At 71.3% G+C, this 19,113-nt stretch carries 14 protein-coding genes and 1 pseudogene; 3 read left to right on the forward strand and 12 right to left on the reverse strand.

Annotated features, from left to right (window positions below):
* Window positions 1-55 precede the first annotated feature (55 nt).
* Window positions 56-3,076 carry a glycoside hydrolase family 3 N-terminal domain-containing protein gene (locus QHG49_RS10980; RefSeq protein WP_301489128.1) on the reverse strand — a complete coding sequence of 1,007 codons (3,021 nt, stop codon included), beginning with the start codon at window positions 3,074-3,076 and terminating at the stop codon, window positions 56-58.
* A gap of 147 nt (window positions 3,077-3,223) precedes the next feature.
* Here QHG49_RS10980 and QHG49_RS10985 point away from each other — a divergent pair, with 147 nt between their 5' ends.
* Both QHG49_RS10985 and QHG49_RS10990 read left to right on the forward strand, forming a co-directional pair.
* Window positions 3,224-5,089 carry a ricin-type beta-trefoil lectin domain protein gene (locus tag QHG49_RS10985; RefSeq protein ID WP_301489130.1) on the forward strand — a complete coding sequence of 622 codons (1,866 nt, stop codon included), beginning with the start codon at window positions 3,224-3,226 and terminating at the stop codon, window positions 5,087-5,089.
* A 232-nt stretch (window positions 5,090-5,321) separates the two neighbouring features.
* A complete protein-coding gene (locus QHG49_RS10990) occupies window positions 5,322-5,924 on the forward strand; it encodes a GPP34 family phosphoprotein (RefSeq protein WP_145485638.1) in 603 nt (200 codons plus the stop codon).
* Between the two features lie 85 nt (window positions 5,925-6,009).
* Here the strand turns inward: QHG49_RS10990 and cimA are convergent, their stop codons facing one another.
* From cimA to QHG49_RS11040, 10 genes are all read right to left on the reverse strand, one after another.
* A complete protein-coding gene (gene cimA, locus QHG49_RS10995; protein ID WP_145485639.1) occupies window positions 6,010-7,617 on the reverse strand; it encodes a citramalate synthase in 1,608 nt (535 codons plus the stop codon).
* Between the two features lie 286 nt (window positions 7,618-7,903).
* On the reverse strand, window positions 7,904-9,214 hold the full coding sequence (locus QHG49_RS11000) for an MFS transporter (protein WP_301489134.1): 1,311 nt from the start codon (window positions 9,212-9,214) through the stop codon (window positions 7,904-7,906).
* A gap of 106 nt (window positions 9,215-9,320) precedes the next feature.
* Window positions 9,321-9,938 (reverse strand): TetR/AcrR family transcriptional regulator, encoded by a 618-nt coding sequence (locus QHG49_RS11005; protein ID WP_159705299.1) that lies wholly within the window; start codon window positions 9,936-9,938, stop codon window positions 9,321-9,323.
* Complete coding sequence (locus tag QHG49_RS11010) at window positions 9,935-10,429, reverse strand: hypothetical protein (protein WP_159705296.1); 495 nt, start codon at window positions 10,427-10,429, stop codon at window positions 9,935-9,937. The genes QHG49_RS11005 and QHG49_RS11010 overlap by 4 nt, the downstream gene beginning before the upstream one ends.
* Before the next feature lie 352 nt (window positions 10,430-10,781).
* On the reverse strand, window positions 10,782-11,831 hold the full coding sequence (locus tag QHG49_RS11015) for an agmatine/peptidylarginine deiminase (RefSeq protein ID WP_301489138.1): 1,050 nt from the start codon (window positions 11,829-11,831) through the stop codon (window positions 10,782-10,784).
* 40 nt (window positions 11,832-11,871) lie between these two features.
* The gene (locus QHG49_RS11020) at window positions 11,872-13,596 is read right to left on the reverse strand and encodes an urease subunit alpha (RefSeq protein ID WP_301489140.1); all 1,725 of its coding nucleotides are present in this window, start codon (window positions 13,594-13,596) and stop codon (window positions 11,872-11,874) included.
* Window positions 13,593-14,315 carry an urease subunit gamma gene (ureA, locus tag QHG49_RS11025; RefSeq protein WP_301489142.1) on the reverse strand — a complete coding sequence of 241 codons (723 nt, stop codon included), beginning with the start codon at window positions 14,313-14,315 and terminating at the stop codon, window positions 13,593-13,595. Before ureA ends, QHG49_RS11020 begins: the two co-directional genes overlap by 4 nt.
* Before the next feature lie 221 nt (window positions 14,316-14,536).
* On the reverse strand, window positions 14,537-15,625 hold the full coding sequence (locus QHG49_RS11030; RefSeq protein WP_145485650.1) for a branched-chain amino acid aminotransferase: 1,089 nt from the start codon (window positions 15,623-15,625) through the stop codon (window positions 14,537-14,539).
* A gap of 266 nt (window positions 15,626-15,891) precedes the next feature.
* Window positions 15,892-16,935, reverse strand: coding sequence for a 3-isopropylmalate dehydrogenase (locus QHG49_RS11035; RefSeq protein ID WP_145485651.1), 1,044 nt, complete (start codon window positions 16,933-16,935; stop codon window positions 15,892-15,894).
* A gap of 97 nt (window positions 16,936-17,032) precedes the next feature.
* Window positions 17,033-17,164, reverse strand: coding sequence for a hypothetical protein (locus QHG49_RS11040; protein WP_145485652.1), 132 nt, complete (start codon window positions 17,162-17,164; stop codon window positions 17,033-17,035).
* Window positions 17,165-17,512: 348 nt separating this feature from the next.
* Between QHG49_RS11040 and QHG49_RS11045 the strand changes: the two are divergent.
* Window positions 17,513-17,672, forward strand: a pseudogene (locus tag QHG49_RS11045) (NADP-dependent oxidoreductase); the annotation flags it as partial.
* Between the two features lie 391 nt (window positions 17,673-18,063).
* Here QHG49_RS11045 and QHG49_RS11050 read toward each other — a convergent pair.
* Window positions 18,064-18,996, reverse strand: a complete 933-nt coding sequence (locus QHG49_RS11050; RefSeq protein ID WP_301489147.1) for a hypothetical protein — start codon at window positions 18,994-18,996, stop codon at window positions 18,064-18,066.
* Window positions 18,997-19,113 lie beyond the last annotated feature (117 nt).

Consider the following 19,113-nt stretch of genomic DNA (forward strand, 5'->3'; position numbering starts at 1 on the left):
TCTCGACGCTACCCGAAGCCCCCCTCAAGGGGTGGTTCCAGACGGACCGGACCGGTCAGGCGGCCCGGTACGCCTGCGCCAGCTTCGCCAGCGCCTGCCCGTAGTGGCCGGTCAGCAGCAGATGGTCGGCGTCCGCGAAGGGCTTCGCCACGGCCGCCGTCATCCGCTGTCCCACCTTCTGCTGCACCAGCAGCCGGGCCTGGGTGACCAGGTACCGGCCGGTCGTCCGGTCCCCGCGCCGCTCCGCCGTCGCCGCCCGCGCGGCCAGCGACGCCAGGGTGCCCGCGCCGCCGTGCGGGACGGCGGTACGGGTGGTCAGGCCCCACCCGTAGGGGAACTGGGGGTCGTACGAGGCGTCGCCCACGTTGATCGGCAGCTGGGCCTCGGACTTCGGCCAGGTGACGGGGAGCTGTCCGGTGAAGGGGCGGGCGCCGTAGAGGACGTCGGCGACGCCCTCGCCCTCGGTGCCGGGCAGCCAGGAGGCCACCAGGGAGTCGATCTCGCCGAGCCGGTCGCCGATGAGCTGGGGCCGCCCGGAGACGATCAGCACCACGCACTTCATGGCGCCGCACACCTTGTCCACCGCCGCCTGGTCGGCCGCGCCGAGGGAGAGCGAGTGGCCGTTGCCGACGTCGCCGACGCCCTCGGCGTAGGGGGTCTCGCCGACGACGACCACGCCGACGTCGTACCCGGCGGTCGGGGCGGAGGCGTCCTTGGAGTAGGTGACGTCGCCGCCGGCCTGCCGCATGCCCTGGAGGACGGTGGTGCCGGGGACGGTGTTCCCGGAGGCGCCCTGCCAGGTGAGGGTCCAGCCGCCGGTCTGGTTGCCGATGTCGTCGGCGTCGGACCCGGCGACGTACACCTTCTCGCTCTTCTTCAGCGGCAGCAGCCCGCCGTCGTTCTTCAGCAGCACCTGCGACTCGGCGGCCGCCTCGCGGGCGACGGCGCGGTGGGCCGGGGAGCCGATGGCGGCGGCGCCGCTGGTGTCGGCGTACGGGTGCTCGAACAGGCCCAGTTCGAACTTCTGGGTGAGGATCCGGGAGACGGCGTCGTCGATCCGCGCCCCGGAGACCCGGCCCGCCTTCACCTCGTCGGTCAGCGTGGCGCTGAAGTCCTTGTAGGTGTACGGCACCATCATCATGTCGACGCCCGCGTCGACGGCCGTACGGACGTGGTCGGGGTAGTCGCCGGGGAGCTGGTCGATGGCGTTCCAGTCGCTGATGACGAAGCCGTCGAAGCCCAGCCTGCCCTTCAGCTCACCGTTGATCATGTCGCCGCGGGCGTGCATCCTGACCGCGCCCTTGCCGTCGCCGGTGATGTCGAGGGAGGAGTACGACGGCATCACGGTGCCGATCCCCCGCCGCACCGCCGTCCTGTACGGCGCGAGGTGGATGTCCTCCAGCTGCCGCCGGGTGACGGTGGTGACGCCCTGGTCGATGGTGTAGGTGCCGGTGGTGGAGGAGCCGTAGGCGGTGCCGCCGTCGCCGACGAAGTGCTTGGCGGTGGCGAGGACCTTGTCGTCGCGGCTCAGGTCACCGCCGTCCGACCGTCCTTGGAGACCCTGGATCATCGTCTCCATGGACTCCACGAGCGCGGGGTCCTCGCCGAAGGACTCGTAGGAGCGGCCCCAGCGTTCGTCGCGGCTCACGCACAGGCAGGGCGCGAAGTCCCAGGGGACGCCGGTGGCGCGCACCTCGGCGGCGGTCACCGCGCCGGTCCGCTCGGCCAGTTGGGGGTCCCTGGTGGCGCCGATGCCGATGTTGTGCGGCATGACGGTGGCGCCGTAGAGGTTGTTGTGGCCGTGCACCGCGTCCACGCCGTAGATCAGCGGGATCTGGAACCGCGTCGCCTGTGCCTGGAGCTGGAAGCCGTCGATCATCCGCGCCCAGCCCTCGGCGGTGTTGGGCGTGGGGGTGGAGCCGCCGCCGGACAGCAGGGAACCGAGGCCGTACGAGGCGATGTCGCCCGGGGTGGTCAGGCCCGCGCGTTCGGCCTGGGTCATCTGCCCGGCCTTCTCGGCGAGCGACATCCGGGACAGCAGATCGGCGACCCGCTTCCTCACCGGCAACGTGGTGTTCAGGTACGGCAGTCCGTGGGCGTCGATGACGACCTGCGGGGTCTCGGCGGGGGCCTTGGCGCCGTCGACGGTGAGCCCCAGCGGGATGGTCTCGGCGGACTCGGCGGCCTTGTCCTTGCGGGTGGGCACCTCGATGGTCCGCGTGCTGCCGGACGGTGTGCCCGCCGGGAAGGTGAGGGTGCCGGAGACCGGGGTGTAGTCCCGGCCCGCGGTGGCGGTGCCGGCGCCGGTGGCGTAGGTGACGGTCACCGGGTCGTCCACGGGCCGCGCGCCGGTGGTGGCGAGGGTGACCCTCACCTTGGCGGTGCCGCCCTCGGTCACCGGGTAGACGGAGGCGTCGGTGGCGACGGAGGCGTGCAGCGCCTGGTCGGCCTTGCCGTACAACTCCACGTCGTCCATGGCGAATTCGCCCTTGGTGCCGGCGGGCAGTGTGACGGCGTACCCCCACATCCGGGTCAGCCCGAGGATGTGGTCGATGCCGCCGACCGGCTGGTAGTCGGTGCGGTAGGTGAAGTCGCCGAACGGGATCCGGATCTGCTTCCAGCCGGTGAAGTCGTCGGTGAACGACGTCGTCCACAGCTCGGACGCCTCGCCGTTCGCGCCGCCGTCCTTGATCTCGAAGGCGATCTTCTTGCCGTTGTCGTGCCCCTCCCACCAGAAGCGGATGCCCTGGTGGGCGGACCAGTCGTGGGCGGGCTGGTCCGCGGCGAAGTCATGGGTGAAGCCGCCGTAACCGCTGATGTCGTAGCTGCCGGTGAGCACCTTGGCGCCCTCGGGGGCGTCGGCGCGGTCGGCGAGGCTCAGCGTGGGCGGGTCGTCGCTGTCGCCGCCCCAGGTGAAGATGCCGTCGGCGGGCTGGGACGCGAAGGGCACCTCGCCCTCGAAGCGGTCGACGGGCACCGGCGGCGGATCGGCGGCGGCCTGCGCCGCGGCGGACAGGGGCAGCAGGGCGGCGAGCAGTGCCCCGGGGACGAGCAGGGCGGTTCTTGGCCTTGGCATGGACCTTCCCTCGGCTCTCATGGTTCACTCATGGCTTAGCTCACGGCGTGAGTTAACTGACGCCTCCCCAACTCGTCAAGACCGCACGTCAGTTGCCCCGCCCCGCTCATCCCCGCTCTGTCGACCCGAGAGGAAGGGCGACGCACCATGAGGAGATCCCCCCGCGCACTCCGGCTGCTGCTGGCCGGGCTGCTCTCCGCCGCCGGATTCACCGCGGCCGTACCCCCCGCCCATGCCGCCGGTGAGCAGGTCACCGCGTGGCTCACCACCACCGACGACTCCGCCGGCCGCCATGTCGTACGCGGCCTTCAGGCCCAGGCGCCGTTCGCCTTCCAGTCCGGTCCGGGCGGGGGCGGCACCAATATCACCGTGGACGAGAACACCCGGTACCAGACCTTCACCGGGGCCGGTGCCTCCTTCACCGACACCGCGGCCTGGCTGCTCAACAGCAGCGGCGCCCTGTCCCAGGCGACCCGGGACGCGACGATGCGCAAGCTGTTCTCGCCGACGGACGGCATCGGGCTGTCCTTCCTGCGCAACCCGATGGGCGCCTCGGACCTCGCCCGCTACGGCTACACGTACGACGACGTGCCGTCCGGGCAGACCGACCCGGGCCTGAGCAAGTTCTCGATCGCGCACGACCTCGCGGACGTCGCGCCGCTCACCAGGCAGGCGCTCCAGCTGAACCCCTCGCTGACCGTGATGGCCTCGCCGTGGACGGCCCCGGCCTGGATGAAGGACAGCGGCTCGCTCAACGGGGGCTGGCTGAAGGCGGAGGACTACGGCGCCTACGCGTCCTACTTCGTCAAGTACCTCCAGGCGTACCGGGATCAGGGCATCGACGTCTCGTACGTGACCCCGCAGAACGAGCCGACCTGCTGCTCCGGCTACCCGTCGATGAGCTGGAACGCGAGCGGTCTGGCCTACTTCCTCAAGAACGACCTGCTGCCGCAGCTCCAGTCGGCGGGCCTGAGCACCAAGGTGCTGGCGCACGACTGGAATTGGGACAGCTACGACTCCTACGCCGCGCAGTCCGTGGACGATCCGGCGATCCGCGACCACCCCAACTTCGGCGGGATCGCCTGGCACGGCTACGGCGGTGACGTCTCCGAGCAGAGCACGATCCACGCCAAGTACCCCTCGCTGGACGCCTTCGGCACCGAGCACTCCGGGGGCACCTGGATCGCGGACCAGCAGCACGAGGACATGTCGAACATCATCGACTACACCCGCAACTGGGCGAAGTCGGTGACCAAGTGGTCGCTGGCCGTGGACCAGAACATGGGCCCGCACAACGGCGGTTGCGGCACCTGCACCGGCCTGGTCACCGTGCACGACGGGGACAGCGGGAGCGGGAGCGTGGACTACACCGTCGAGTACTACGACATGGGGCAGCTGACCAAGTTCGTCCGGCCCGGCGCGCAGCGGATCGCCTCCACCGCGTCCACCACGGTGCCCAACGTGGCCTGGCGCAACCCGGACGGCAGCAAGGCACTGATCGCCTACAACGGCTCCTCCGCCGCCCGGTCGGTGACCATCGATTGGGGTGCGCAGCACGCCACTTACTCGCTGCCCGGCAAGACCTCCGCGACCTTCACCTGGTCCGGCACCCAGTCCGGCGGCGGCGCCACGGGCGGCGCCCTCGTGGGCCTGGCCGGCAAGTGCCTGGACGTGGCCGGGGCGTCGAGCGCCGACGGTACGGCCGTACAGCTCTACGACTGCAACGCCAGCGCCGCCCAGCAGTGGACCGTGCAGCCCGACGGCTCCGTGCGGGCGCTCGGCAAGTGCCTGGACGTCACCTCGGGCTCGACGGCCGACGGGGCGAAGGTCCAGCTCTACGACTGCAACGGGACCGGCGCCCAGCAGTGGTCGTACAACGCTTCCACCCATGACGTGGTGAACCTCGCCGCGAACAAGTGCCTGGACGTCACCGACAACTCCTCGGCGAACGGGGCCCGCGCGCAGATCTGGACCTGCACGGGCGCCGCCAACCAGAAGTGGCAGCTCCGGTGACGAGCGGCCCGGAGCCGGCCGGGGGACGATGAGGAGTCGGTCGTCCCCCGGGCGGCGAGACGCGCGGCATCGGCGTGTGGCGTGCCGACGACGAGGCGGAGCCGCGTGAGAAGGTGCTCGGTACGCTGCCGTCGCGGTCCCGGACGGGTCTCACCGTCACCCCGCCGGAGTCCCGTCCGCACGACCCGGGCCGCGTGTGACGCCCTGCCGCCCCGGCGACCTGGAGCCCTTCATGACCACACCGCAGGACCTGTTCCTCGTCAGCGTGGACGTCCCCGGCGCGCGCGCCGTCGAGCAGGGCGATCTGTCGCTGGCCCTCGCGGGGGCCGAGCTGATCGATCTGCTCGGGACGCGGGCGCTCACCCTGGACGGCGAGCGCATCGTGCCGGGGGCGGAGCTGAGCACGGGTGACCGGATGCTGGACGAGGCGGGCGCGGCGCTGGTGCGCGCGGAGCCGTACGAGAGCGTCGAGGACTGGCTGTGGCGCCGGGGCCGCGGGCTCGCCGCCGCCTACCAGGACGACCTGGACCGGGCCGGTCAGCTCACCGGGGAACGCCGGCGCCTGCTGCCCCGGCTCGGCGGGGACGCCCCGCGGCCCGACACCCCCGCCCGCCGCCACGCCGCCGACCGCTGGTGGTCCCACGAGCCGGTCCTGACCGCCCTCGCCGTCCCCCTGGGCATCGGCGAGGACCGCACGGACGGCAACGAGAACGCCGACGACGCGGTCCTCACCATCCTCGCCACCGTCGGCGACGCGATCACCGAACTGACGGCGGTCCGCGAACGCCGCCGCATCGAGAACGCCGCTTTCGACAACATCTGGCGGGCGCCCTGAGCGCGGGGCGTGCCGCAGATGCCCGGAGGGGAGGCGCCCCGGACCCCGCGAGGCGGGGCGCCCCGGTCCTCGTACCCGCGGAGCGCTACGCCGGTTCGACGCCCGCGCGCAGCAGGCCGTACGTGTACGCGTCCTCCAGGGCCTGCCAGGAGGCGGCGATGACGTTCTCCGCGACGCCCACCGTGGACCATTCGCCGGTGGCGTCGGAGGTGGAGATGAGGACGCGGGTGGTGCTGGAGGTGCCGTGGCGGCCTTCCAGGATGCGGACGCGGTAGTCGACCAGTTCGAGGGCGGCGAGCTGGGGGTAGATCTTCTCCAGGGCGACCCGCAGGGCGCGGTCGAGGGCGTTGACCGGACCGTTGCCCTCGGCGGTGGCCACGATGCGCTCGCTCTTGGCCCACAGCTTGACCGTGGCCTCGTTGGCGTGGCTGCCGTCGGGCCGGTCCTCGGCGATCGCCCGCCAGGACTCGACGTCGAAGTACTTGAGCGCCCTGCCCTCCACCTCGCCGCGCAGCAGCAGCTCGAAGGAGGCGTCGGCGGCTTCGTAGGTGTAGCCCTTGAGCTCGCGCTCCTTGACCCGGGCCACCACCCGCCCGATCAGCTCGCGGTCGCCGCCGAGGTCGACGCCGAGCTCCTTGCCCTTGAGCTCGACGGAGGCGCGGCCCGCCATGTCGGAGACCAGCATCCGCATGGAGTTGCCGACCCGCGCGGGATCGATGTGCTGGTACAGGTCCGGGTCGACCTTGATCGCGGAGGCGTGCAGCCCGGCCTTGTGCGCGAACGCGGAGACACCCACGTACGGCTGGTGGGTGGAGGGCGTGAGGTTGACGACCTCGGCGATGGCGTGCGAGATCCGGGTCATCTCCCGCAGCCGGCCCTCGGGCAGCACCTGCTTGCCGTACTTCAGCTCCAGGGCGGCCACCACCGGGAACAGGTTCGCGTTGCCGACCCGCTCGCCGTAGCCGTTGGCCGTGCACTGCACATGCGTGGCACCGCCGTCGACCGCGGCCAGCGTGTTGGCGACCGCGCAGCCGGTGTCGTCCTGGGCGTGGATGCCGAGCCGGGCGCCGGTGTCGGCGAGCACGGTGGCGACGACGGCGTGCACCTGGGCGGGCAGCATGCCGCCGTTCGTGTCACACAGCACCACCACATCGGCCCCGGCCTCGGAGGCGGCGCGCACGACGGCCTTGGCGTACTCGGGGTTCGCGCGGTAGCCGTCGAAGAAGTGCTCGCAGTCCACGAAGACCCGGCGGCCCTGCTCGCGCAGGTGGGCGACGGTGTCGCGGACCATCTCCAGGTTCTCGTCCAGCGTGGTGCGCAGCGCCATCTCCACATGCCGGTCGTGCGCCTTGGCGACCAGCGTGATCACCGGGGCGCCGGACTCCAGCAGCGCCCTGACCTGCGGATCGTCGGCCGCCTTGGCACCGGCGCGGCGGGTGGCGCCGAAGGCGACCAGCCGGGCGGTACGGAACTCGATCTCGTCCTTGGCGCGGGCGAAGAACTCGGTGTCGCGGGGGTTGGCGCCGGGCCAGCCGCCCTCGATGAAGCCGACGCCGAAGTCGTCCAGGTGCCGGGCGATGGCGAGCTTGTCCGCGACGGTGAGGTTGATGCCCTCGCGCTGCGCGCCGTCGCGCAGCGTGGTGTCGAAGACGTGGAACGAGTCGTCGAGCGCGCTGGTTGCCGTCTCGGTCATGGTCTCAAGGCTCCTGTTGTGGATCTTCGGTCTTACCGGAATGACCGGCTCCACCGTCCCCCCAATACTCCCCCGCGCTCGGTTCACGGCTGAAGGTGGGCCGTAAAACGAAAAAACCCCTCGCGGATGCGAGAGGTCTGCGCGCGGGTCGAGGACGAACGGTGGCCACCCGTACCTGGTCGTACGAGATGGTCACTGCGGACCGGCGCGCCTGCTGCCAATAATCGTGGCGAACGTAAGCACGGGGGAAGTCTGGCACAGCACCGCCCCCGGCTCACCGTCCGTCTCAGGATGCGGTCGTCACGCGGGACCCCTCCACTCCACTGGCCCCCATCGTCCCGGTCAGATCCTGGTCCTTCGTCTCCCGCATAGTGACGTACACGATGAGCGATACGGCCGCACAGCCCGCCACATACCAGAAGAAGCCGGACTCGATCCCGGCCTTCTTGAACCACAGGGCGATGTATTCGGCCGTGCCGCCGAAGAGGGCGTTGGCGAGGGCGTACGGGAGGGCGACGCCCAAGGAGCGGACACCTGTCGGGAACAGCTCGGCCTTCACACAGGCGTTGATCGAGGTGTAGCCGGTGACGATCACCAGCGCGAGCAGGGAGAGGCCGAGCGCGGGCCAGTAGCCGCCGGCGTGCTTGAGCAGAGTCATGATCGGCACGGTCAGGACGGTGGAGCCGACCGCGAAGGTGATCAGCAGCGGCCGGCGCCCGATCCGGTCGGACAGGGCCCCGGCGAACGGCTGGAGCCCGGCGAAGACGATCAGCGCGGTGAAGGAGACCAGGGTCGCGGTGTCCTTGGACAGGCCCGCCGAGTTGGAGAGGTACTTGGTCAGATAGGTGGTGTACGTGTAGTACGCGACCGTGCCGCCCATGGTGAGCGCGATGACGAGGAACGCCTCGCGCCGGTGCCGCCACAGGGCGCGCAGCGTGCCGCGCTCCTCGGCGGCCGAGGCGTCCTCGTCGTAGACCTCGCTCTCCGGCATGGTGCGGCGCAAAAAGAAGACGACGGCCGCGCCGAGGGCGCCGACGACGAAGGGGATGCGCCAGCCGTAGCTGTGCAGGGCGGAGTCGGACATGGTGCGCTGGAGGATGATCTGGAGGCCGAGGCCGACGATCTGGCCGATGGTCATGGACACGTACTGGAAGCTGGAGGCGAGGCCGCGCCTCTTCGGGTCGGTGGCCTCGGTGAGATAGGTGGCGCTGGCCGCGTACTCGCCGCCCACCGACAGCCCCTGGAGCAGCCGGGCGACGAGCAGCACGAGGGCGCCGCCGTACCCGGCGACCGCGTACGTGGGCGCGACGGCGATCAGCACCGCCGAGGCCGACATCAGCGTGACGGTCAGCGTCAGCGCCGCCTTGCGCCCCCTGCGGTCACCGACCCGCCCCAGCAGCCACCCGCCGACGGGCCGCATGAAGAACCCGACGGCGAAGATGCCGGCGGTGTTCATCAGCTGCGCGGTGGGGTTCCCACTCGGGAAGAACGCCCCGGCGAAATAGGTGGCGAAGCTGGCGTACACGAACCAGTCGAACCACTCGACCATGTTCCCCGCCGAGCCGACCCAGATCTTCTTCCAGTGGTGGATCTCCATGGGCCCTTACCTGCCCGGGAGTCGAACAGACGATGCGCCCCACAGGAGCGCGGGGAACTGCGCGAGCGACCACGACGCACCCGCACCCGCCGCACCACCCGGGAACCTACGGCGACGGGGCGACCAAACCGTCCTCGATGAACTCCCCCACATGCGCGAGCACTTGCTCCCGGGAAACCCCCCGCAGCCCGATGGCGACATGGATCGAGAACCCGTCGAGCAGCGCACGCGTCCTCGTGGCGAAGCGGTCGGCGTCCACTCCCCTGAACTCCCCCCGCGAGACGCCTTCCGCGATCAGGGCGACGAGGTCCCGGTGCCATGCGCCCTCGATCGCGGACTGGCGGGCGCGTGCGTCGTCGTCGGCGTTCTGGGAGCGGTTCCAGACCTCCAGCCACAGGGTCCAGTGCGGGTCGCGGTGGCCGTCGGGGACGTACAGGTCGACGTACGCGTCCAGCCGTTCCCGCGCCGAGCCCGCTCCCGCGAGCAGCCGGCCGCGCGCCGCGCCGAGACGGCCCTCGCTCCACTCCAGGGTCTGGAGCAGCAGTTCGTCCTTGGAGCGGAAGTAGTACAGGAGGTGCCCGCTGCTCATCCCGACCTCGCGGCCGAGCGCCGCCATGGTGAGCTTCTCCAGACCGCGTTCGGCGATCATGCCCATGGCCGCGGCGAGCAGTTCCTCGCGGGGCGGGGCGGGGGTGCGCCGGCGCGGCGCGGAAGGCTCGCTCATGCGGACACCAGCCGTACGGCGGCGGGCAGGAAGTGGGTCTCGTACGGCCCGTAGCACTCGGCGAACAGCGTCGCCACCGGGGTCCGGCAGCCCGGGCACAGGAAGTTGGGCCCCTGCTGCCCGGTGGGTCCGCAGCAGCCGGAGTCCAGGCAGTCGTCGTCGCCCAGGAGGTGGCCGCGGGTGTCCTCGGGGTGGACGACCAGGGTGTCCCGGGGCCCGGCGGACATCAGGAAGCCCGGCCCTTCCGGGTCCGCGACGCAGACGCCGGGCACCGCGCCCCCGGCCCACTCGGGGTCCGGGTGCGGCACGAACGGCGCCCCCGACGGCTCGGGGTCCACCGCGCAGGTCCCGCGCGGCACGGTGGAGGGTGCCTGCCGGGACCCGTCGGCGTTCTCGGCCCCGCTGTTCGGGGGGCGCTCGGGCAATTCGGCCAGCAGGCGCACGGGCTCACAGAGCCGGTGGCCGCAGCCCGCACAGACCAGGACGTTCACCCGTATGTTCTACCCGACCCGAGACGCCGACGGCTGCCAAGCGGGCCTCTCCCCCACCCCCGCGGGCGGCCGTCCCCGCGTCCGGACCGCCCGGACGGCCGGCCGGGCGAACCGCCGGCCGTCGGCGCTCCGCGTGCGTCCGGCCTCGGGAACGGCGCCCACCTGGAACCGTGTGGCGTCGTGATGGACAGGGACCATCAGGGCGTCCGGGGTGCGGAAGCCGTCCGCCCGGTCGGGCGTGAACTCCCGTGGGTCCAGGGCCCGGAAGGACCGGTCCGCCAGCGCGGTGAGGTCTGTCCGGTCCGTCCGCTTGGTCATGTCCTCAGCCTCCGGTCTGAAGCGGCCTTGAGCGTCAAGAGCGGCGGGAGCGCGGCTGCTGCTGGGTGATGCAGTGGATGCCGCCCCCGGCCGCGAAGATCTGGCGGGCGTCGACCAGGGTGACGGTGCGGTCGGGGAAGAGGCGGCGGAAGATGGCGGCGGCCGTCTCGTCGCGGGGGTCGTCGAAGGCGCACAGGACGACGCCGTCGTTGCAGAGGTAATGGTTGATGTACGAGTAGTCGGCCCAGTGGCCGTCGGCCTCCAGGACGGTCGGCGCGGGGACCTCCACGACCTCCAGGGGGCGGCCATGGGCGTCGGTCGAGGACCTGAGGAGGCCGATGATCTCCTTGCTGATCTCGTGGTCGGGGTGCGCGGGGTCCGGCTGGTGGTGGGCGAGGACGACGCCGGGGCGGGCGAAGGCGGCGACGATGTCGACGTGGCCGAGGGTGCCGTAGCCGTACGGGGGGTAGTCGGCGGTCAGGCCGCGCGGCAGCCAGATGGCCTTGCTGGTACCGAGGTGGGCGTGGATCTCCGCCTCGACCCGCTCCCGCGTCCAGTGCGGGTTGCGCTCGGGGCCGAGCTGCACGGTCTCGGTGAGCAGCACCGTGCCCTGGCCGTCGACATGGATGCCGCCGCCCTCGTTGACCAGCGTCGAGGTGTACGTCTTCGCGCCCGCGAGGTCGGCGACGTGGCCGCCGATCTTCGCGTCGTGCTCCCAGCGGGCCCAGTCCTGGGCGCCCCAGCCGTTGAACGTCCAGTCCACGGCGGCCAGTTCACCCTCGGCGTCGGTCAGGAAGGTGGGGCCGATGTCGCGCATCCAGGCGTCGTCCAGCTCGCGCTCCACCAGGTCGATGTCCGGCCCGAGCAGCTCCCGCGCCCCGGCCGCCGCGCCGGGGCCGCAGACCACGGTCACCGGTTCGAAGCGGCGCACGGCACGGGCGACCGAGGCCCAGGCGTGCCGGGAGGCGGCGAGGTCCTCGGCGTCGTCGAAGGTGGGGTTGGGGCCCGGCCACGCCATCCAGGTGCGCTCGTGCGGGGTCCACTCGGCGGGCATGCGGAAGCCGTCGGCGGCAGGGGTGCTCATCTGGGGGTCCGTTCCGGGGTTCACAGGAGGGGGGCCACGTTCACAGGAAGTAGAGGCGGTTGAGGGAGACCGAGTCGGCCGGTTCCGAGCGCAGCGGGTCGCCGTCGAGGGTGACCAGGCCGGTGCGCTGATCGACGTCGACGGCTCCGGTACGGGCGTTCAGCCGCAGGTCGGCGGGGCCGATGCCCCGGGTGCCGCGCACCGCGACCCGGCGGCGGCGGGTCGGCATGGTGTCGTTGCCCTGGTCCACGGCCGCCTGTGCGACGAACGCGACCGACAGGTCGGCCGCCGTCGCGCCGTACGCCCCGAACTGCGGTCCCAGGACGAGGGGTTCGCAGGTGTCGGTGGCCGCGTTGGGGTCGCCGACGACGCCGTACGCGGGGAAGCCCGACTTGAGGACGAGCTGCGGCTTGGCGCCGAAGTACTCGGGGCGCCAGAGCACGATGTCCGCGAGCTTGCCGACCTCGATGGAGCCGACCTCGTGCGAAAGGCCGTGCGCGATCGCGGGGTTGATGGTCAGCTTGGCCATGTAGCGCAGCACCCGGGCGTTGTCGTCGCCCTCACCGTCGCCCTCCAGCGGGCCCAGCTCGGACTTCATCTTGCCGGCCATGGCGAAGGTGCGCCGTACCGTCTCGCCCGCGCGGCCCATGCCCTGGGCGTCGGAGGAGGTGATGCCGATCGCGCCCAGGTCGTGCAGCACGTCCTCGGCGCCCATGGTGCCGGCCCGGATGCGGTCGCGGGCCATGGCCGCGTCGCCGGGCAGCTCGGGCTTGAGGTCGTGGACGGAGACGATCATGCCGTAGTGCTCGGCGACCGCGTCCCGGCCGAAGGGCAGGGTGGGGTTGGTGGAGGAGCCGATGACGTTCGGTACCCCGGCCATCTTCAGCACGTTGGGGACGTGTCCGCCGCCGCAGCCCTCGATGTGGAAGGCGTGGATGGTGCGGCCCTCCAGCACCCTGAGGGTGTCCTCGACCGAGAGGCACTCGTTCAACCCGTCGCTGTGCAGGGCGACCTGCACGTCGTGTTCCTCGGCGACCCGCAGCGCGGTGTCCAGAGCCCGGGTGTGGGCGCCCATGTCCTCGTGCACCTTGAAGCCGCTCGCGCCGCCCTCGGCCAGCGCCTCGATCAGCGGGGCCGGGTGCGAGGACGAACCCCGGCCCAGGAAGCCGATGTTGACCGGCCAGGCGTCGAAGGCGCCGAAGGCGTGGCGCAGCGCCCAGGGGGAGTTGACGCCGACGCCCCACACCGGGCCGAACTCCTGCCCGATGACGGTGGTCACGCCGGAGGCGAGGGATGCCTCCATGATGCGCGGCGACAGCAGATGGACATGGGTGTCGACGGCGCCGGCGGTGGCGATCAGGCCCTCGCCGGAGACGATCGAGGTGCCGGTGCCGACCACCACGTCCACGCCGTCGAGGGTGTCCGGGTTGCCCGCGCGGCCGATCGCGCTGACGCGGCCCTCGCGGATGCCGATGGACACCTTGCGGATGCCCTGCACCGCGTCGATCACCACGACGTTGCTGATCACGACGTCGCAGGTCTCGCGCACGGCGGCGGCCTTGAGGTGCAGTCCGTCACGGGCCGTCTTGCCGAACCCGGCGAGGAACTCGTCGCCGTAGCGCTGCGCGTCGGACTCCACCCGGATGGTCAGGCCCGAGTCGCCGAGGCGGACGCGGTCGCCCGCGCGGGGGCCATGGGTGGCGGCGTACGCGCCCGGGTCGACATGGATCGCCCGGCTGACCTCGCGCCCCTTGGAACGGCTCATCGGTGCTGCCCCTTCCCCTCGTCGCTGAGGTCGCCCTCGTCGCTGCTGACCCCCAGATATCCGCAGGCCGCGGCCCTGCGCAGCGCCTCGGTCCGGGCGCCCGGCGCGTCCAGCGGCCCGTCGACCAGCCCGGCGAAGCCGATCGCGATCCGCTCGCCGCCGATCGGCACCAGGCCGACCTCCTCGCTCTCGCCCGGCCCGAAGCGCACGGAGGATCCGGCGGGTACGGCGAGCCGCATGCCGTAGGCGGCCGCGCGGTCGAAGTCGAGGCGCGGGTTGGCCTCGAAGAAGTGGAAGTGGGAGGTGACGGAGATCGGCACGGTCGCGGTGTTGGTGACGGTGAGCCGGAGCACCGGTTCGGGGTCGGCGTGCGCGGGGCCGGGCAGCAGCGCGCCGGGGGCGTCCGGGCCCAGGCCGCCGCCGAGGGGGTCGGAGACCACCGCGAGCCGGGAGCCGTCGTCGAAGACGGCCTCGACCATCACCTCGGTCACCACGTCGGCGACCCCGGGCAGCACGTCCTCGGGCCCGAGCACGCTCCGCGCCGCCTCGACGGCCTCCGCGAGGCGTCTGCCGTCCCGGGCGGCCTCGCAGACGGTGTCCGCGATCAGCGCGGTCGCCTCCGGGACGTTCAGCCGAAGGCCGCGGGCGCGGCGGGCGCGGGCCAGCTCGGCGGCGCCGAAGAGCAGCAGCCGGTCGCGTTCCGTGGGGGTCAGTCGCACGGCGCGGGACCTCCTTCTCGTCAACCCTGGAGAGCGCTCGTCCACCTTTAGAGCGTCGCTCTAACCTTTAGAACAGCACTCTAAACGGAGGATCCGAGGAAGAGAAGGGCGGGACGACAACGCGCACACGTGATGGATCGAACACCGCTCCAAAAACGCGCAGGGCCGCCGCGACCCCCCGAAGGGGATCCGCGGCGGCCCTGCGCGAAGGGATCCGGCCGTCAGCCGATCTTGTGCATCCAGCCGTGCTTGTCCTCGGTCATGCCCCGCTGGACGCCCAGCAGGGCCTCGCGCAGGCGCATGGTGACCTCGCCGGGGGCGCCGTCCCCGTGGGTCCACTCGTCGGACTTGGTCTTCACATGGCCGATCGGGGTGACCACGGCCGCGGTGCCGCAGGCGAACACCTCGGTCAGTGCGCCGGAGGCCGCGTCCGCGCGCCACTGCTCCAGGGTGATCACACCCTCCTCGGCCTGGTAGCCGAGGTCGCGGGCGACCTGGAGGAGGGAGTCGCGGGTGATGCCCTCCAGGATGGAGCCGGTCAGGTTCGGCGTGAGGATCTTGTCGCCGTAGACGAAGGCGACGTTCATGCTGCCGCTCTCCTCCACCTTGGTGCGGGTGACCGCGTCGAGGTAGACGACCTGGTCGCAGCCGTGGGCCGCGGCCTCGGCCTGCGGGAGCAGGGAGGCGGCGTAGTTGCCGCCGGTCTTGGCGTCACCGGTGCCGCCGGGGACGGCGCGGACATGGTCCTCGGCGACCCAGATGGTGACCGGCTTGACGCCACCGGAGAAGTAGGCGCCGGAGGGCGAGGCGATCAGCAGGAACATGTATTCGTTGGCCGGGTGCACGCCGAGCGCCGCCTCGGTGGCGATCATGAAGGGCCGCAGGTAGAGGGCCGCCTCGCCGCCGTGCGGCGGGACCCAGTCGGCGTCCTGGACGAGCAGCGCGTCCAGGGCGGCGATGAACAGGTCCTCGGGCAGCTCGGCCATGGCCATACGGCGGGCGGAGGTGCGGAAACGACGGGCGTTGGCCTCGGGACGGAACAGCGCGATCGAGCCGTCGGGCTGGCGGTACGCCTTCAGCCCCTCGAAGATCTCCTGGCCGTAGTGCAGCACCTGGGTGGAGGGATCGAGGGAGATCGGGCCGTACGGCACGAGCTGGGCGTCGTGCCAGCCGCGGCCCTCGGTCCACCGGATCGTCACCATGTGGTCGGTGAAGTGGCGGCCGAACCCGGGATTGGCCAGGATCGCCTCGCGCTCGGCGGCGGCGAGGGGGCTGGCGGAGGGCTTGAGCTCGATCGTGGGCGTCGTCATGAGTGATTGTCCTTCACCGGTTGTCGTGACGGGCCGCGCTCACACCTGACACCGGCTGGCGACCGGTGCTCGGACGTCCGAGCTTTCCCTCATACCGCGGCTCCGCGTTCGATTATCGCGCGCAGGCTCCGGCCGATGGAATCGGGTGGGCTACGGCCCAGGGGTCGTGGTGGCGGCCCGGGGGCGATCGTTTCACCCGGCGCGGACATGCGGAAGCCGCCGGGCGGTCGTGCGACCCGGCGGCCTCTTGCGAAGGGAGCGCCGGGTCAGCCGGCTACTCGGGAGGCGAGCGCGTCGCCGATCTCGGAGGTGCTCCGGGCGGGCCGGTCCGCGCGCTCGGTGAGGTCGGCGGCGACCGCCGCGTCGATGCGGTCGGCCTCGGTGTCGTATCCGAGGTGGCGCAGCAGCAGGGCGACGGAGAGGACCGTGGCGGTGGGGTCGGCCTTGCCCTGGCCCGCGATGTCCGGTGCCGAGCCGTGCACCGGCTCGAACATGGACGGGAAGTCGCGGCCCGGGTTGATGTTGCCGGAGGCGGCCACGCCGATGCCGCCGGAGACGGCCGCGGCGAGGTCGGTGATGATGTCGCCGAAGAGGTTGTCGGTGACGATCACATCGAAGCGCTCGGGCTGGGTGACCAGGAAGATGGTGGCCGCGTCGACATGCAGATAGTCGGTGCTGACCTCGGGGAACTCCTGGGCGACCCGGTTGAAGATGTCGGTCCACAGATGGCCGGCGAAGGTCAGCACGTTGTTCTTGTGGACCAGCGTTAGCTTCTTGCGCGGGCGGGCCTGGGCGCGGGCGAAGGCGTCGCGGACGACGCGCTCGACGCCGTAGGCCGTGTTGACGGAGACCTCGGTGGCGACCTCGTGCGGGGTGCCCTTGCGGATGGTGCCGCCGTTGCCGGTGTACGGGCCTTCCGTGCCCTCGCGGACGACGACGAAGTCGATCTCCGGCTGTCCGGCGAGCGGGGTGGACACGCCCGGGAGCAGCTTGCTCGGCCGCAGGTTGACGTGGTGGTCGAAGGCGAAGCGGAGCTTGAGCAGGAAGCCGCGCTCCAGGACGCCGGAGGGCACCGACGGGTCGCCGATGGCGCCGAGCAGGATGGCGTCGTGCCGCTTCAGCTGCGCGAGGTCCGCGTCGGTGAGGGTCTCACCGGTGGCGTGGTAGCGCTTGGCGCCGAAGTCGTAGTCCTGGGTCTCCAGCTTCACATCCTGCGGAAGGACGGCGGAGAGGACCTTCAGACCCTCGGCCACGACCTCCTGGCCGATGCCGTCACCGGGGATCACTGCGAGATTGATGCTGCGAGACATGCGGGCACCCTACTCCTCGTCCCAGGTGATGACACGGGCCGTCCAATATCCGGACGGCCCGTGTCCTGGCGCGGCTCGAAAAGGTTCGCCGGCCGGCTCAGTGGCCGGTCTGGCCGCCGTTGTCCCGGCGGTCGAGGGCGCGCTGGAGGGCGGCGGCGGCGTTCTTGCGGTCGGACTCGGCGGCGCGGGGCACGTGGCGGACGCGGCGGCGGACGGTCGTCTCGGCCATGGAAATCGACTCCTCGGCAGGAAGGGAGCACGGTGATGAGGGGGGTGTTCGAGACGCCGGAGCAGGCGGGGAGCGCTGGCCGCAGGGGTTGCCTGCACGGGGCCCGGCTCACGACCGCCATTCGCTGGATCGAGCGAGACGTTCGGCTCCTTCCAAGCTAAGGGAGCGGCCCGCGTCTGTCTGCATAGTTACTCGGACTTCCTACTATCTGAGACGGCTGATCCCCTCGAACGGCTCTGAGCTGCGGTGACGCGTGTTCGAGTGAGCGCAGCACCCGGATCAGGGCGCGTACGGCATCCGCGGCGGCCGGCTCCGGGGCGGTGACGTGGCCGACGCCCCGGTACGGACCACCTCGACGCGCAGGACGAGTTGTACGACTTCGCCGTACCGCATCTGCGGCAGCGGCGCGCTGACGGCGGACGAGACGGTGGTCGACGGCTTCGACCGGATCGTGGACGCGTTCCTGCTGATGCTGCGGGGCGGGAACACGGGCAAGATCCTGGTGCGGAAGGGGGATCGACGAGCGTCATATTTTTCGGGCGCGAGCCGGTTGGAGTCCGGCGGAGTCGAGGCCGGTCGTGTGGGCGGTGACAAGTCAAGGGCGGCATTCCCCCCGTGATCCCAGCCCGCCCCCGACCTTCTCCGTCTTCAGTCGGACACGCTCTCCTCACCCGCTGGCTCTGCCGGGGTGATGGAACAGTGACAGGTCCTGGACGTATCCCCGGCTGGACCATGAAGAGCCCGAGCCAGATGAAGACACACCCGAACACGTTCCTCTGCCGGGCAATCGGCGACAAGCCTCCTCAACTGGCGCACGATCAGCACGTCCCGGCAAGCCTTCCCCAGCGCCATGAGAGGAGCAAGAGCCAGGACCGCAGTGCCCGCGTACTCGAAGGACATCATGCGTACCGCCTACGGATCGCCGCGGCGATCCTCTGCGCTGCGGCCAGACCTCGAGGTTCTTGGCACCACTGGGCATTGAGGCACCTCAGCACAACGGATGCCTCCCCTATGTCGATCCGCTCGTCATGGGGTTCCCGGTCAGGAGAGGGCCCGACATCCACCCCGTCCAGCTTGGCGGTGACACCGCTGTCGTGCAGCTTCTTCGCAACTTCGACGGCGGGTGCCCCACAGCACCACTCGAAGACGATGTCCTCGGTGTGGTGGGTATAGGTGTTGGCCCAGCCATGCGAGCGCCCCGCCTCGTTGATCACCAGCGGCCTGCGCAGAATCCGGCTGAACAGCAGGTCGCGGGCGGCAAGCCGAGGACCGCCCCGGCGGCCGTCCTCCCACTCTGCGAGTTCCTTGCCCTCGACACTGGAAAGTCGGGCCGGCGCATCCCGCCAGATGGCCGTCAAGCCGCGTTCGACCCGGGGAAGCCGCGGCTGCCAGTCAGGATCGTCGTGCATGAGTCGAACGGCCGCCGAACTGCACAGATCCGCCAGCAGCCATTGGCCGTCAGTACCTTGCAGCCGAAGCCCTGCCACACCTCGGATTCCGCCGTACGAGACATCGAAGCGAGGAAGCAGTTCCTCCACCATGCGGTCGGCCATAACGGGATGGAGGCGGAGAGCAGGGCGATCCCCTTCAGGATCCACCCCCTGAAGACCTAGAACGGCACCGTCGAGCTGACAGTCGCGGAACAGTTCGGTCAATGTGTGGGCGAGCAGGGCTTCGAAGCGCCGTTGTGCTGGACTCTCCGCGTCGGGCACAGGCTGATGGCGCGAGATCCGGCCTTCCCTGGCCCACTGCAGGCAACGGGCATAGTCCACCCCTGTTGCCTGATGGCAGATCTGGGCGGTGCGCTGACGGTTGCTCTGCTTCCCGGACATACGTCTCCCCGTGACCCTGCCCGGCGCAGCCACTGAGGTGACCTGTACATCCTGACCATCGCTCTCGCTGTAAGCGGGTTCGTGAGAGCCCTTTGTTCCCCCCAGAGTTGCCGGGGC

It is taken from the genome of Streptomyces sp. WP-1, from assembly GCF_030450125.1.
Lineage (GTDB): Bacteria > Actinomycetota > Actinomycetes > Streptomycetales > Streptomycetaceae > Streptomyces > Streptomyces incarnatus.

What these genes read in the sequence shown, in the direction of transcription:
- QHG49_RS10980 (WP_301489128.1), bottom strand. Translation starts at nt 3,076, where the DNA reads ATGCCAAGGCCAAGAACCGCCCTGCTCGTCCCCGGGGCACTGCTCGCC.
- QHG49_RS10985 (WP_301489130.1), top strand. Translation starts at nt 3,224, where the DNA reads ATGAGGAGATCCCCCCGCGCACTCCGGCTGCTGCTGGCCGGGCTGCTC.
- QHG49_RS10990 (WP_145485638.1), top strand. Translation starts at nt 5,322, where the DNA reads ATGACCACACCGCAGGACCTGTTCCTCGTCAGCGTGGACGTCCCCGGC.
- cimA (WP_145485639.1), bottom strand. Translation starts at nt 7,617, where the DNA reads ATGACCGAGACGGCAACCAGCGCGCTCGACGACTCGTTCCACGTCTTC.
- QHG49_RS11000 (WP_301489134.1), bottom strand. Translation starts at nt 9,214, where the DNA reads ATGGAGATCCACCACTGGAAGAAGATCTGGGTCGGCTCGGCGGGGAAC.
- QHG49_RS11005 (WP_159705299.1), bottom strand. Translation starts at nt 9,938, where the DNA reads ATGAGCGAGCCTTCCGCGCCGCGCCGGCGCACCCCCGCCCCGCCCCGC.
- QHG49_RS11015 (WP_301489138.1), bottom strand. Translation starts at nt 11,831, where the DNA reads ATGAGCACCCCTGCCGCCGACGGCTTCCGCATGCCCGCCGAGTGGACC.
- QHG49_RS11020 (WP_301489140.1), bottom strand. Translation starts at nt 13,596, where the DNA reads ATGAGCCGTTCCAAGGGGCGCGAGGTCAGCCGGGCGATCCATGTCGAC.
- QHG49_RS11030 (WP_145485650.1), bottom strand. Translation starts at nt 15,625, where the DNA reads ATGACGACGCCCACGATCGAGCTCAAGCCCTCCGCCAGCCCCCTCGCC.
- QHG49_RS11035 (WP_145485651.1), bottom strand. Translation starts at nt 16,935, where the DNA reads ATGTCTCGCAGCATCAATCTCGCAGTGATCCCCGGTGACGGCATCGGC.
- QHG49_RS11040 (WP_145485652.1), bottom strand. Translation starts at nt 17,164, where the DNA reads ATGGCCGAGACGACCGTCCGCCGCCGCGTCCGCCACGTGCCCCGCGCC.
- QHG49_RS11050 (WP_301489147.1), bottom strand. Translation starts at nt 18,996, where the DNA reads ATGTCCGGGAAGCAGAGCAACCGTCAGCGCACCGCCCAGATCTGCCAT.